Origin of the sequence: Bradyrhizobium sp. AC87j1, assembly GCF_002936975.1 — a bacterium.
GTDB classification, from domain to species: Bacteria; Pseudomonadota; Alphaproteobacteria; order Rhizobiales; family Xanthobacteraceae; genus Bradyrhizobium; species Bradyrhizobium shewense.
Genome location: NZ_PTFE01000016.1, coordinates 1 through 14,422, shown reverse-complemented (window position 1 = coordinate 14,422; position 14,422 = coordinate 1). Strand labels below are relative to the sequence as shown.

At 57.8% G+C, this 14,422-nt stretch carries 13 protein-coding genes; 11 read left to right on the top strand and 2 right to left on the bottom strand.

Going from position 1 to position 14,422, the window contains the following annotated elements:
- Positions 1-42 precede the first annotated feature (42 nt).
- Genes CV770_RS11270 through CV770_RS11245 form a run of 5 tightly spaced genes read left to right on the top strand, consistent with a single transcriptional unit; the run spans position 43 to position 5,258 of the window.
- On the top strand, positions 43-1,059 hold the full coding sequence (locus CV770_RS11270) for an ABC transporter ATP-binding protein (RefSeq protein WP_146101272.1): 1,017 nt from the start codon (positions 43-45) through the stop codon (positions 1,057-1,059).
- Positions 1,060-2,901 (top strand): ABC transporter permease subunit, encoded by a 1,842-nt coding sequence (locus tag CV770_RS43225; RefSeq protein ID WP_245453723.1) that lies wholly within the window; start codon positions 1,060-1,062, stop codon positions 2,899-2,901.
- Positions 2,902-3,687 carry an ABC transporter permease gene (locus tag CV770_RS11255; protein WP_104462384.1) on the top strand — a complete coding sequence of 262 codons (786 nt, stop codon included), beginning with the start codon at positions 2,902-2,904 and terminating at the stop codon, positions 3,685-3,687.
- 14 nt (positions 3,688-3,701) lie between these two features.
- Positions 3,702-4,460 (top strand): hypothetical protein, encoded by a 759-nt coding sequence (locus CV770_RS11250; protein ID WP_104462383.1) that lies wholly within the window; start codon positions 3,702-3,704, stop codon positions 4,458-4,460.
- A gap of 27 nt (positions 4,461-4,487) precedes the next feature.
- The gene (locus CV770_RS11245; RefSeq protein WP_146101270.1) at positions 4,488-5,258 is read left to right on the top strand and encodes a DUF3616 domain-containing protein; all 771 of its coding nucleotides are present in this window, start codon (positions 4,488-4,490) and stop codon (positions 5,256-5,258) included.
- Positions 5,259-5,378: 120 nt separating this feature from the next.
- On the opposite strand, the gene CV770_RS11240 is transcribed toward CV770_RS11245, so the two are convergent.
- Complete coding sequence (locus CV770_RS11240; RefSeq protein WP_104462381.1) at positions 5,379-6,752, bottom strand: DUF2272 domain-containing protein; 1,374 nt, start codon at positions 6,750-6,752, stop codon at positions 5,379-5,381.
- 18 nt (positions 6,753-6,770) lie between these two features.
- The gene (locus CV770_RS11235) at positions 6,771-7,880 is read right to left on the bottom strand and encodes a hypothetical protein (RefSeq protein ID WP_104462380.1); all 1,110 of its coding nucleotides are present in this window, start codon (positions 7,878-7,880) and stop codon (positions 6,771-6,773) included.
- Positions 7,881-8,579: 699 nt separating this feature from the next.
- Here CV770_RS11235 and CV770_RS11230 point away from each other — a divergent pair.
- From CV770_RS11230 to CV770_RS11205, 6 genes are all read left to right on the top strand, one after another.
- Positions 8,580-8,843 (top strand): hypothetical protein, encoded by a 264-nt coding sequence (locus CV770_RS11230; protein WP_104462379.1) that lies wholly within the window; start codon positions 8,580-8,582, stop codon positions 8,841-8,843.
- Positions 8,840-9,073, top strand: a complete 234-nt coding sequence (locus CV770_RS11225; RefSeq protein WP_104462378.1) for a hypothetical protein — start codon at positions 8,840-8,842, stop codon at positions 9,071-9,073. Before CV770_RS11230 ends, CV770_RS11225 begins: the two co-directional genes overlap by 4 nt.
- A 670-nt stretch (positions 9,074-9,743) precedes the next feature.
- Positions 9,744-10,862, top strand: coding sequence for a hypothetical protein (locus CV770_RS11220; RefSeq protein ID WP_104462377.1), 1,119 nt, complete (start codon positions 9,744-9,746; stop codon positions 10,860-10,862).
- A 702-nt stretch (positions 10,863-11,564) separates the two neighbouring features.
- A complete protein-coding gene (locus tag CV770_RS11215) occupies positions 11,565-12,008 on the top strand; it encodes an SET domain-containing protein (protein WP_104462376.1) in 444 nt (147 codons plus the stop codon).
- A 401-nt stretch (positions 12,009-12,409) separates the two neighbouring features.
- Entirely contained in the window at positions 12,410-12,961 is a 552-nt protein-coding gene (locus tag CV770_RS11210; RefSeq protein ID WP_245453722.1) for a MarR family transcriptional regulator, read from the top strand.
- A 696-nt stretch (positions 12,962-13,657) separates the two neighbouring features.
- Entirely contained in the window at positions 13,658-14,149 is a 492-nt protein-coding gene (locus tag CV770_RS11205; RefSeq protein ID WP_104462374.1) for a hypothetical protein, read from the top strand.
- Positions 14,150-14,422: the final 273 nt, after the last annotated feature.

The following is a 14,422-nucleotide window of genomic DNA, read 5'->3' as shown; positions in this document are numbered from 1 at the left end:
GGCCAGACGCAGAGGACTATTGTCTGCTCGGAAGATGGAATCATGGACCAAACCAGTTCGCATGCACTTGAAGCACCTTTTGTCCAAAGTTTTGAGCAAGGGAATGCCGGGCGCCCAGCCATGGCGGCTGGCAGCCCGCCGCTCCTGAGCATTACTGGATTGACGGTTGTTCTTGCAGACCGATCCGAGACCCGCCTCCTGGACGCCGTTCGGTTCGAGCTGCGGAAGGGTGAGTTTTTCGCGCTTGTCGGCGAAAGCGGCAGCGGAAAAAGCGTGCTGTGTTCGACCATCATGGGAGTAGCAAGTTCCGAGCTGAAATGTCTCGGCGATATTCACATCGAAGGCAGGCCTCTTTGCGATGTCGATCGGCGCCGGCGTGCAATGATCTACCAACAGCCAAGTCTATATCTTAACCCTGTTCGGAACATTGGATTCCAGCTTCGCGAGACCGTCCAGATGATCGGCGGTTTGAGCAAGAAAGAGGCGAGCGAAAGAGCTGCAGATCTACTTAGCGATGTGGGGATCGATGATCCCAATGAGACGATGAGAAAATACCCGCACGAGATGTCTGGGGGAATGAATCAGCGCGTCATGATTGCAATGGCGCTCGCGATGAAGCCGAAGCTTCTGATCGCAGACGAGCCGACCTCGGCTCTTGACGTCACCACGCAAAAGCAGATCCTTGACTTGCTCGAACGGCTGCGCTCAGACATGGCAATTCTCTTTGTGACCCATGACCTGGGCGTTGCCCTGCAGCGGTCGGATCGCATCGGCGTTCTCTACGCCGGCCAGTTGGTCGAAGTCGGGCGCGCCGATCTCGTCGCTCGAACTCCCCTGCACCCCTATACGCGCGCACTATTCTCCGCTGTCCCCCCACTTTCAAGGGACCCCCGGCGTCTACTCAGCCCTGCAGGTACCCTCCCTGAACCTACTCAGCGCCAGGCCGGCTGCAATTTCGCATCTCGGTGCTCCGGAACGCTGGACATTTGCCGGCACACAAGGCCCACCTTGCAGGGCATCCCACAACAAGTGGTGGCATGCCACAATTTGGAGGGATGAATGACGTTGCCAATCAAGCCACCTCGCGTTCGTACAGCGCGCGCGTCCTGCGAACCCATTCTCGAGCTGCGCAATGTCAATTTTTGCTACCCGGCTGCTCGGCAGTCCTTTGCGGAGGTCCTTGGCGGCTCGAGGCTGCACAAGATCAACATGATCATCCGCCGTGGGAAAGCCCATGGGTTGATCGGGGAGTCCGGCAGCGGCAAAAGCACAATTGCGAAGCTTCTGCTTGGGCTGACAGCGCCACAAGCGGGCCAGATCTTTTTTGAGGGCGAGCTGCTGACGCCGGATCGATTGGCTGCGTTCCGCCGCCGTGTCCAACCTGTGTTTCAGAGCCCTCTCGACGCGCTGGACCCAGTCATCCCGATCGGCAAACAAATCATCGCGCCTCTGCTCGTGAACTTCAAAATGAAGTCTTCCGAGTGTCAGGCTCGGCTCGCTGCAGCAATTTCCGCCGTCGGCCTATCGGGCGAGATCCTTAGCAAGTTACGGCATCAGATAAGCGGCGGACAGGCGCAGCGGGTCAATATAGCGCGGGCGCTTATTCTCGATCCCGAGGTTCTGATTTGTGACGAGCCCGTCTCCGCGCTCGACATGACCGTTCAAGCTCAGATCCTGAACCTTCTGTCGGATCTGCGTGAGAGCCGGGGCCTGTCCCTCTTATTCATAAGTCATGATATCAGATCCGTTGCCTATCTCTGCTCAGAGATCACCGTCCTGAAGCGCGGAAGCATCGTTGAGAGCGGTTCACGCGATGAGGTGCTGCTCGACCCAAAGACGGATTACATGAAGTCCCTGCTCGAGGCGGTACCCAATTTTGGGCTCGCCTTGAAACGGCATCACCTTCAAAGCCTTGTTCCCGGCCAGCAGGGCGTCGGCACTCGCCGGCGGAGAGGTGATAGCCGCATGAGGCGCAACCTCCAGAAGGTACTTGCGAGGAAAATTGCCCGCGCATTGGTCACGCTCGTTCTAATGGTAACAAGCGTATTCATTCTTATGCGCTGCGCGGGCGATCCGGTAACCGTCTTACTTGGGCCGGACGCGACCCCGGACATGCGCGCCGCCTACTCCGGCGAATTGGGGCTCGACCGCCCGATCCTGGCACAATACCTGGCCTACCTCCATGACGTCGTCCGAGGAAGCTTAGGCGTCTCTTACGTCTATCGACAGGATGCGCTCGGTGTGGTCATCAGCCACCTTCCATTGACGCTGATACTCACCTGCTCTGCTCTTACCTTGGCGGCGATCACGGGCGTTGCGGGAGGAATAGCTGCCGCGGTGTTTCCGTCGAGCTTCATAGGCCGAGCGTGTACGATCGGAACCGTCGTGGGATTGTGCGTTCCGAGCTTCTTCTTGGCGATCGTCCTGATGCTGGTGTTCTCAATTCACCTCAATTGGTTGCCGACCGGCAGTGCGGATAGCTGGCGCAGCCTGGTTTTGCCGGCGATAACCATGGCGGCCACAAGCTCCGCCGTGCTTGCCCGCTACACCCGCGTGGCCGTTCGCGAATCGCTAGACAGCCGGTATGTGTTGGCCGCGTTTGCGCGCGGCATTCCGTTCTGGCGGATATTGATCCACCACGTATTGCCCAATGCGGCGGTGCCTATCCTGACCATACTTGGCCTGCTCATCGGCGGAGCGGTAACTGGTTCGACGGTGGTCGAGACGGTCTTCTCATGGCCGGGTATCGGAAACCTCTTCGTCACATCCGTCGGAAACAGGGATGTTCCAGTGGTGCAGGCAATTGTCCTGCTTGCTGGCACTGCGATGATCATCACCAACCTGGCCGTCGATCTCGGTTACACCTGGCTCGATCCCCGGTCGAAATCCTCGGAGACTTAGATGAGCACCGTCTGGGCGCGTGAATGGGCTTGGAACATCTTTCGTGGTCCGAAAGCTCGACGCGGTGCGCGTAAGCCACCCAAAATAGGACTGCATGTTGCCGCGATATGGGTTGTCGGATGTCTGTTGATTGCCGCACTCGCCCAGGTGATCTCCCCCTATCATCCAGCACAGATCTCCTTGGATGTACGGCTTTCGCCACCACTATTCTTCGGCGGCACGCTGGACCATTTGTTGGGCACCGACGAGCTCGGTCGGGACGTGTTGGCTCGTTTGATATATTCGATCCAAATCAGCATGCTCGTTGCGGTGGGCGGGACCTTTATTAGTACCCTGCTGGGCGTTTCGTTGGGCTTCCTCGCTGCCGAGCTTGGCGGACTGATCGACGAGGGGGTCATGGCACTGGTCGATATGCAGGCTGCTGTGCCGTTCATGATGACTGCACTGCTTGTCATAACGATATTTGGCAATTCGCTGGCACTCTTTGTGTGTCTTGTGGGCTTGCACGGTTGGGAACGCCACGCCCGCATCGCGAGAGGACTGGCTTTAACGGCGCGCAATCGGCTCCATGTAACGGCGGCGCGGACCTACAACGCGTCGCGGCGGACGTCAAGCCTCCGAAAGGCGGCTGCGAAGAGCAGCAAAGGCTATTCATCCGCCGCGACAGGCTGGACACGTATCAATACCGGGAGGGAACGTTCGTCACCGGGTTTGTGCCGAGATCCAAAGCGAAGGGAGCCTCCGCCAGCTTTGCACATGACGATCTCGACCGCTCTCAATCCCTGACGGTCAACGGGCGCGTGTCGTACGTCCTGTCGCAAAATGACCCCATGAGCCCTTGTTTCACGGGTCTGTCGGACGATCCGTACGCGAAGCGCGACTTCAACGTTCCGTCCTTGTTCGGGACGACGGTGGCGTTGTGGACGGATGCGCAAGGCACGATCAACGCCCCCAGGACCAAAAGCGAAAAGAGCGCAATGAAAACCGGCTTAGACGCGCAGGCTGCCATTGCCGGTGGGCCTCTATTCGATCTGCAATACGTGATCGCAAGCCCGTATGCGCAGACCGACCTTCGCGGTGAGGCACGAATATACGGTTTCACCGCCGCGTGGGAGCCTTTCGCTCCGAATGCTCGGTTGGGAGGGACGATCGGAGCACCCGCCACGAAATATCTCGACTGGTTTTGGCAACTTCGGGCCGAAGCGGACATCAAGCGTGTGGATGTGGTGGGCGCGACGGCACTGACCAGAGGCGATTATACCTGGGGCGGAGCAGTGGCCCGGCTCCATCTCACCCCGTTCCCCGATCGCAGCATCTACGACCCATTCGCCGAACCAGTCTTTGCGGACCTCATCGGCCGCTTCTACGCCGATGTGACGGTCAATTATCACCGCGAATTCAACCGCCGTATCGATGCCTTGCTGTGGGGAGTGGAGGTCGGCTTCAATATAACGCCCGACGGGGCGGCATCCGTCTCGGTCAGCTATACTGACGGCCTGGATAAGGACACGCTGATAAAGCAAAGACAGTATCTCGTTGCCTTGAACTACAAACTTTGAGCGCAGCCAAGCCATCAAGGAGAGAAAATGAGATTGATGTTCGTTGGATTCCTTTGCGCCGTGAGTGCGATTTCAACCAAAGCTTTGGCAGCAGAAGCGGAAATCGTGACTTACAAGGAAATGTGCGATGCTTCTGCGGCGGTTGCGCTCGACAAGGACCATTTCGTTGTCGCGGACGATGAAATGAATACGCTTCGCATCTATAAGAGAGGGCAGCCGTCTTCAATCAAGCAGGTCGACCTCTCAAAATTCTTGGACACCAAGCCCGACAAGGAATCGGACCTTGAAGGCGCAGCGCGGATCGGAGACACGATCTACTGGATCTCATCGCACGGCACGAACAAGGACGGAAAAGTCCAAGACCGACGGCGGAGGTTCTTTGCGACGACAGTTGACACGACCTCGTCACCGCCCAGCTTGAAGCCGATCGGTGCGGCCTATTCAAAATTGGTGGAGAATCTCTCATCGGACCCGCGCTTTGCGAAGTACAAGCTGGCCGAAGCCGCAACGAAGCCACCGAAGACGAACGGCGCGTTCAACATCGAGGGATTGGCTGACGGCGGCAACAACAAGCTGCTCATTGGTTTCCGTAATCCACTCCCGGAAAACAAGGCACTGGTCGTTACGTTGGAAAACCCGACCGACCTAATCGAAGGAAAAGGCGAAGCCAAGTTCGGGAACCCGATCGAGTTGGACCTCAAGGGTGCGGAGCTTCACTTCGAAGTCTCGGGGCAGGGCGAACGTTCGGGCTCGTCAGGCAAGGCCACCTCTACGCGCTCTTTCATCGCGGCCACGTAGCTGCCATAGTCAGGCATTGCCCTGCCGGTTGCAACTTCCGGCGAGGCGTCGACCTCCTTATGGTGTTAAACCAGCTGCTCTCCTAAATTTAGCGTATTCTTCAAGTAACTAAGCTTCCGTCTAGAGCCTGCATCTCATGATCCCGAAGAGGTTCTCGCCCCCTTGATTGGTGGCTTCCAGGAATCCCGCATCGTTCAATCTCAAGGGACGCTTCGTAACCGAGTCCCCAACGTTCCCGCCGACGATCTCTATGTGGTCGGCCCCGACCTCGACCACGACGTCGCAGTGACCTGGATAATCGCCGCCATTCTGGTGTTGGTGGTCGATGCCGTCGCGACGAGCCCAGCATACAAGATCGCCGACCTGCGGCTTCCACTCCCGGAGCTGGTAGCAGTAGAACCCAGCGTCGGGCTTACCTTGCAGCAGATCCTTGATGGCCCGGAAAATATAGATCGAATGCTGCGGGCTGTAGTGAAAGCGGCTGCCGGCACCGGCTCTGCGCATCACCCAGGAGATGAAGGCCGCGGACCATGGTACGCTGTGATCTCGTCCGGTTAGAGTATCGTTATTGACGCCGTACTTCCAATATTCGCCGACATACTGCCAATACGGCGTCTCACCCTCTTTGTGCCCGACATTGATCGCATGCCCGCGAATATCGTAGGTCTGCGCACCGAACCTCCGCCACTCGTCGAGCGCAATGGACGCCGCACGGGCGCCGAAGCCAGCCGGAGCCGCGGCGTCCATGGTCAGCCCATCGGCTTGCTGAACGGCGAATGCCGAAGAGGTGTCGGCGATAAGTTCGAGATTTGCACTCGCACGGCTGGCCAGTTGTTCGCGAGCAGCATCTGGAGCCGGTCTATCGGACCAAACCCCTTTCGTCTTGCGCAGCCAGAAGCGGCGGTCTTCGATTCCGGTCTGTCCGCCGTTGATCGCATAGGTGACGCCTACAATATCGTCCGCATCCGCCAGTTGATTGCAGGATTTGCCGTGATAGCCGCTGGCGTTCCATTCGGCCGCTGCGATCTCCAAACAATGATCGCGGTGATATGCAAGTTCGGGATTCGCTTCGAGATCGATGCCGAGGCCCCGTCCGTATTTCGCATAGGCAGACCGTCCGGTCATTTGCAGAAGGCCACGTCCGCGGTATTTGAAACCGTCTCCCGGGCTGTCGTTCCCCAACCTATGTCCGTAAACGTACTCCCCGAGCTTCTCTTCGTTGTGCGCATATTGTTGCGCAATTTCCAATGTCGGAAAACGACGGGGCCAAACCTGCATCAGCCGGGAAGGCGAATACCAGAGGCTTTCCGTCTGGATCTTGAAACCACCGGTCTCTTGCAGCATCTGAGCAAAGAAATGCGCCAACCTCAACTGGTTTGCCGAAATTTCGTATTTTTCTAGCACGGTATTCGCGTCATTCGAGCGGAATGCGGCTGCGTATTCGTCGATCATGCGAGGCGCTAGGGACTGGACCTCGGCGTAGTCGATCTTCATGGCAATGACCTCCGGCTTTTATGCGTCTTGGTTTGCTTGAGCTCTCGAACTCATCGTCACTTCTCTTGCGCTCGGCGGATCGCCAATCGGGTCAGGATTTGCTTGCGGCCGCGCGTCGTTTGAGGGACGGGCTTCGTTGTTGACAGGCTCGCTTGGCGAGGGAGACCGTTCCGGCGGAGTAGCAATCGGTGGCGTTTGAGTTGACGGCGGCCCCGTGAAGGCCGCCACGATGCGATCCAGAGCCGTGAACACGAGGTCTGCGCTGTATCCGGCGACGAAAGCGAGCGCGAAAGGCGACAGGGAGGCGGTGACCGAGGCCCCTGTCGAAGGTTGCAGTAGCCAGCCGGCTGCCAAGCCAGACAGCGCGCCAATCGGGACGCGCAAGGAAAACTTACGTTTGAGGACCGTCGCTTCCTCGACGAACGAGGTTTCGTCGGAGAGGCGCCGAAGCACGAAGGCGATCGCGCCAAGCATTCCGTAGAGAACCGGCAAGAGAAACCCGCCGACGAACGATGTGGCGAGGTCCAGCTGTACTTGCGCCACGACCTCCGCCTTGTCGTTGCTGTTATTGTCACCTGAGCCGAGCCCTATGATGCCCAGAAAGCCGGCCATCTTGCGTGGGATACCCATGAGATAGTCCGCAGCGTGGAGATACGTCTGCCGTTTGCCGACCAGCCCTTCGTTCTTGGCGGTTGCGACACCCGTTGGAGCAGGCGTTGGCGTTACGGCGGGAGCCGGTGCAGTTGCAGCAACGATGGCTGCTACTTCAGCGGCCTCGATGCTTTTGTTGACCTCCAACAACCCCTTCTGCACCGACAAAAACGCGGAGTAGTAGAGCTGCAAAAGCAGCAAGGCGGCGAGGATTACGTAAAAAAATCGGCGGTAGTGGTCCCTCGCCTCCTCCGGCGATTTGATCCTGGAGTTGAGCGCGCTGTAAGCGGCCCAGAACCGGGACTGGGTTTCGGCGCTTGACTGGACCAAGCTGCTCGTGGTTTGCACTGCAGTAATCGGGGTCGAAATGTGAGACGGAATTTCGACGCCGCGCTCGGACAGCTTCCTCATCGACGCGTGTGCAGTCTCGACGGGACCTGCCGTCACCGCGGCGGTCTTGCTCGGCCAAAGGCTCATCGCTCCGATCCAACGCTATTTGATCCAAGCACACTGCCTCAGGACGGCGGTTGGCTCTCCTAGGGACCATACTAGGTGCTTGTTGGTGGCGCGGCGGATAGCCGGGTGAGGGCTTCAGCGAAGCTGAAGCCAAGCTATGTGCGGGCCGCACGGCGTGGGGAGCGCCGCTTATGGTTCGTCGGTACGGGCTTTCCGGATTCCCGTATGGGATCCGGCCACTCACGCCGGCGGTGCAGCCGGCCTGGATGTGGCGGGGATCGAGCCCTCGATCCCGTTCGCGCGCGGGATCTCACCCCCGTCTGGAGAAGGGGCGGCGCGAGCCACTCCCCCGTCGTGACGACGCTAGAGGTCGGCGACTTCTCAGCCATCCGATCGCGCCCGTGGCGGGTGATCACATCGCGTGTCAGTCACCGGCTTTCGACTTCGTCCGCCGCCACTTCTTTCGAGTCGTTCGTCTGACCTGCGGCTACATGGCATCATCGTGCCGTTCAAGCCGGCGAAAGGTTCGATGAGCGCGGAACGCCTTGTAGATTCCCCCGCGCGAACTGGCGCACCGCTGAGTGCTGTCTAGCCGCGCGCGACATCGCGCACGACCACAAGCTGATCTAGCAGAAATGCGACGAACCATGCCTCTCAAACGCCGCAGAACGTCTTGGTTGGAATGTTAACATCCCTCGCCGATCGGCTGGGGGAACAAGTATGGTTAAAGCATTTCGCAATACCGTCATGGCACTCACTTTTGTCGTCGTCGCCGGCAGTAACATAATTTGGAGTTTGCTGGATGACTACGTTGCCTGCGGCCTAGCGGTAGCCGCTTCAGTCACCGCCGGCTTTTGCGCCGAGCGCGCCTTCATTAAACGGTCCCATAGCGAAATGATCCGTCAACACGGCGCAGACTGGCAGGCTGGTAGCGAGCGCACAGAGTCTGGCGGACCAACCAGGACGGCGAAGGCAGAGAAATGACAATCGATCGGAATATCATCGAGAGCGGCACGAGGCGGGAGGAGCCCAAGCTGGAGATGCTCGATTGCCAAACGCCGTCGCGACAGTTGATAACCCATGCATCGGCGATCGAGGCATTGCGCGCCTGGTACGCCATGCAGTCAACCGTTAATACCGTCGCGCTCTACGACGCCGCAGCAGCGCTGTTCGGCTCGGGTTTCGACCGGGCCGAATACCACGAGGTCGAGTGAATATATCTGATCTCGACGCGCTTGCAGTTGCGAAAGCGCGGGCGGCACTCCAGATTATCTTACGTCGACAGAACGGGTGAAAGCCTCTAATTCGATTGCTTCCGTAACGTCGTGAGGCGGCCACCATAAGTCTCTGCCTCACAATAGGCATGGGCCCGAAGAGGAAGGCGATCAGCCTGAAATTACTTTATGGCGCCCTAAAGGGGGACGCCGCTCGATCGAAACAACACTCTGTCCGCTCGACCGGCGTTTCGACAAAGATTCACGACATCGTAGAGATCGCGCGGGCGCGTTCGCTCGGCGAAAGCCGTGAGGTTTCCGCGAAGGCCTCAACGTAGTCGTAGGCCAGCACCTCGATGCCGTGATCATATCCAGCGAGTATTGTGGTCGTCCGATTTGAACAGATGGCTGTAGCGGTCCTTGACCTAAAGACTGCTATAGCCGGCAAAAGGTCTGAGCTGTTTTTAGTTCAGGTCGACCTCGATCCAGCAGGAAATTGAAATGCCGCAAGGCGTGCCACTTGAAGCGCAATCCGGCATCTTGCGCGTTTTTCGCGCAAAGTGTGGCGATCGGGCAGGCCCATTTAGCTCACCGAATTCTCTGAGTGCGACAGCTTGTCGACAGCTGATCCTAATAGAGTGAGAGCGACACACTCGAACCGAGGGCGGACATGGACCCATTTAACAGCATCAACCCATTCGACCCAGAGTTCGCTGCTTACAACGCCACGGTCCCGCAAGAGCAACAGCAGCAAGCGGATTTTGAGCCGTACTTGGATGAAGTGCCGCAAGCTGGTACCTCTGCGGTCGCAAAGGGTCCTGTTTTTCCTGATCCCAACTATGCACATCTGTCTGAAGAAGGCCTCAGACTCGCCAAGACCTTGGGACTTGAGCACCAGAGGGCCGACGGTTCTCATCCCGAACACGCAGTCACCGGACGCGATGACGCCGCTGCCCTGATGGGTGAGGACTACACCGGCCAGTTGAGGCCTGCGAAGAGGCAGAGGACACTAAGCCAGACGGAAGGCGATGCCATTGAGCGCCAGCCCAGCGAGCTTAGCAATTCAGCCGCTCGCGAGCTGATTCAAGACATCGGCCTACCCTTTCGGGCCAGCGGTCCGTTGATCCTTCCTGCGGAGGGCTACGATCAGGATCTGCTGTGGGCGATGCTGGGAAACGCCGGCTCATCGTCGTCTCTCGAGCCAGCCGCCCCTCATGACCACGTCGTAAATTCAGGAGCGGCCGTTCGTTCCTTCAACTCGTCGCAGGACGACCAGCGCACGTCAGGCGCGCATGAGGGTAGCAGCGTCCCCCCGAGCCAGGACACCCCACCCGCTCCGTTCATAGTTCATAACGACCGCTTCACGGCGCTGTTCGTGCCCGCGGCGGCGATGAGGGGCAGATCCCCACTCAATCTGTCAGGCGCACCCATTCATTTCGGATCTCCAACGGAAAGCGTTTCGCAGCCGAGCGTACAGCCGGCGAATCGGCCCACGCCAACACTGCTTGCACAGACGATGGAGCAAGCAGCTCCCGCGTCCGCGAGAGCTGAGACGACGCCGCCCGCGGCCCGCGAGATTTACGCTGCATCATTCGCCGTTCCTGAGGCCTTTTCGCACGGGACCCAACCCGCCCCAATCACGATGATCTCAAAGCTCGGCCACTGGGGCCTCTTGCCGGACGCAGCGCAGCCGATGAAGCAATATGACATTCGCGGCGAGCGTTACACCGCCCTCTTAGGGCCGGGAGGGCCCAATGACGTTCGGCTCATCCATCATCCACAGAACTAGACACCAGGGACAGTCGCTACGTGAGGGTAGTTCAGGTAGCGGACATGTTGATGGACGATAGCTTGCTTCAGCGACTCTTGCGAGCTTAGTGGGGTTCAGGGCGGTGCGGATAAGCGCTGCCGGCCCCAACGAACTTGCGGGCGCCATCGCTTAGCGGCTCCTTGTTGAGCCGCCCAGCCGTGGCCCCTTCTTGTTTGTGAGGAGCGCGATCACGTTGCGGGCTGGTTGCGGCGAGGTGATAGTGCAGTAAAATCGAAGGCGACTGCCGCCCCCTCAGGGGCCCCTCGTCGCTATAATGTCTGCCCATGTCTCCACTTTCTTTCTGGCAAGGCGCAGGAACGAATGGGCATTGACGCAATCGGCCCCTGCTCTTGAAGGCCTTGATGAAGGCCTTGTCGGCGGCTTGCAGGGTCGCGAGAAAGTCTGGCATACCGCCGAGGTGAGAGTCCACAGGTCACAGTCACACGCCTCCTTGATCGGCGCGGATCTTTGCCCGGAATCCCTCCGACCTGCAGCCCCTTCCAGCATCACTACGATGGCGGTGCCGCGGAAGGCGATCCGGAGCATGCAGCTGAAACCAATCCTGAGGAACACCAAATCGTGATGAAGGCGCGGATAGATGACCTACCAATTCGTGCAGGAGATTTCGCAGCTCACGTCAGTTAGCTTGCTCGGTGTTAGTGACTTTGGGAGATTTCTTCGATGTTGATTGTTGAGACAATTTTGAAGCCAGACCAGTTTGGCGGCATTGGACTTTTCTCCGCGACTCGTTTGCCTAAAGGCGCGCTACTTTGGATTCACAACCCTATCGTTGACATTGCGGTGACGCGCGAACAATACGAAGCTCTAGCTCCAACATTTCAAGCTCTACTTGATAAGCATGCCTATCCGAGAGACCACAAGGTTAATGACGGCGTCGTAGAGTATAATGCTGACAACGCTCGCTTCATGAACCACAGCAGCCATCCAAACACATATCAAGACGATCATTGCAGAATTTTCACAGCCCGTGACGTACAACCTGGTGAAGAACTAACTTGTGATTATTTGTCTTTCGATCCAGGGTGTGACTTATCGTGGAATAAGGAGCTATTGCCGATCTCCAGCTCCTGCTTTCGAAGCCCGGAGCCGGCTCCGACAGGTTGATCCTGCGGCGTACGCGTTGTTCTAGTGATTCAGTGAGCAGCTCTCGAACCTAAAAGTTCTCGCCGTCCAATCACGCGGCGGAGCAGTGTCGCCTTTTGAGCGGACTCGCGACGTTCAGGCGTTAGACGCTGTAATCGCGTGCAAAAGCGCTTCGCGAAGCAGGAATTCTGCATATGAAAGTTGTATTTTGAGTGATTTCACCAGAGCGCGTGTGTGAAGCTGCTTTGCACCTAAGCAGCTTCGGCACCGGACTGTCTGCAAAGAAGGTTGGGACGGAGGCGAGTTGGTGGGATTGCTTGTTGACCCGAGGTTCGACGCTTCGAAGTAGGCGCATGTGTGGTCCCCGCCAACTACGCTCTCTCGCCCGGAATAGTTTGAGGATGGAGGCTCCCTGAAATCTGATGCCGTCCAAGCTGCCAGGAATGAAAAGACGGCTCGGGAAGAGCCCTGCCGCGAGTCAGGATGTACTCAGGCGATTCACATGGGAGATCAGAGCCATTAATGTGTGTCTGGACGACCTTCGCTATTTCCAGGCGCATGCGCTGGGCCTTGCTGCACCACAAATGATGATCTTGATGGCGTTGATCGACTTGGAACAGGGCGACGGTGTTCCGGTCAACGTGGTTGCAAAGTTGATGAAGGTTGAGTCGGCCTTCATTACGAAGCATTCGAAACAGCTTGAGGATAAGCGATTTGTGCGACGTAAGCGCTGCGCGAACGATGCACGAATCGTCAACCTGTCGCTAACCGACAGCGCTCGCAGACGACTTGCGAGCATCGCGGCGCACCAGGAAGAACTCGATGAGTTTGTTTCTGGTTATCTCGATGTTACGGACTTTGCAAAGCTGGCTAGTTGCCTTAGCGGAGTCAGGCAACGGCTGGAAAAGGCCCGCCTGCACGCCGCGTTAAAGATGCAAGAACCTTCAAGAGAGCAGCAGCTGCGGGACGCCTAGCGGGTCAACAACTTGAGACCACGGACCTACTCGCCGCGCGATCACAGCGAGCACAACCCCAATCCTGGATCAGGAGCTTGGATATCCTCTGCCGCTCTGAACAGCTCGAGCAGGAACCGAGTGACCAAATTCGGTGCTCCAAACTATGGCTGTGCGCATGCTGAAGGAGCCATGCGCCGACAGAACTCCAACGCAGCGATTTACGTCGACTCTAGCAATCATTTCTGCATCTTGTACCGTGAGACTGATAAGCGATAACTCTGCGGCATTCGGCCAGTCCCTTGCTCGGAGGCGCGGTATTCTACGAGCGCCGCCCCAGGGCTTATGGGCTATCCTCGACACCTCGTGGCGTCGTTCTCGGTTGCGCAGTTTGGACTAAAAAGAATGATTTCACCGTCTAATGTGAGGACAACCTAATGTGAGGACAACTGACCGAGATGATTCATTTTGCACGAGGCAGCACCCTACATGCTTGATACTTCTCTTCTGTTAAGAACGCATTTTTTTGCAGCCAACCACGACTTGCCATCGAATTGCGGCGAGCACCATCGTCGATGTCTAAAAGCAGAGAAGCAGGGATTCCTGGACAACTGCCCCTGCCGGCAGCCGGCTGGTTGAGAGCCATGGCGCTACGTGATCAAGCGCACCTGAGCGGGGGCGCATCCTGTATTCTCGCGTTTCCATAGCAATTGTCACATGACTCCTATCACAGCAATCAAACATTGGTACGTGTCCCTGGACGACGAACTTCAATCAGACATCGCGTATATGTTCGTATCTCTCACGCTCGGAGACTGCCAGCTATCGCCTGCTGCAGCCGTTCGAAGACTGCTGCAATGGTTCGACCTGCGCGGCGCAGGCACGGAATATGAAGATGCGCTAGCCGCGGTCATGTTTCGCGCCTCGTTCGAATACATGTTTGCCGACCGCTTCACAGCCGCCGGGTGGACCTTTCCCGAACAATTGTTCAAAGACGTGATCCGCGAGGCTGCTGAAGGGAAAGAGGCAAGCAAGTTCGCAACGAGCGCATTTCGGTTGCTGCGTAACCTTCCGGACCGAAAAACGAAATGGAGAGAGGCAGGTGAGAATTGGAATGCCTTGGTCAACTCGGTACTCAACGACGATGCGCTGAAGCAATGGACCCACGAGCAATTCCTGGCGAGCGACTTCGGGCCGACGCAAGACTGAAAGTACCCGGAAATATTGCGAGAGCGCCGATTCGGAATGAAATTGGGTGAGACCAGGTAGCGCGACGATTAGAACGGCAACTTCCAAACAGAGTAGAAAATAGAGAGCGCCCCAAAAGAGCACCGCCGCGACGGCGAAATAGTCGTCCGTTCTTTAATCGCGGGCACGATGTCAACCCCGATAGACAAAAGTGATCCACTGCCGGGTTCATGGTTCTTTCCGCGGTCGTCTCTACAGCCGCCGCATGATGGCGTTCAACAGGTGTGCATCTCG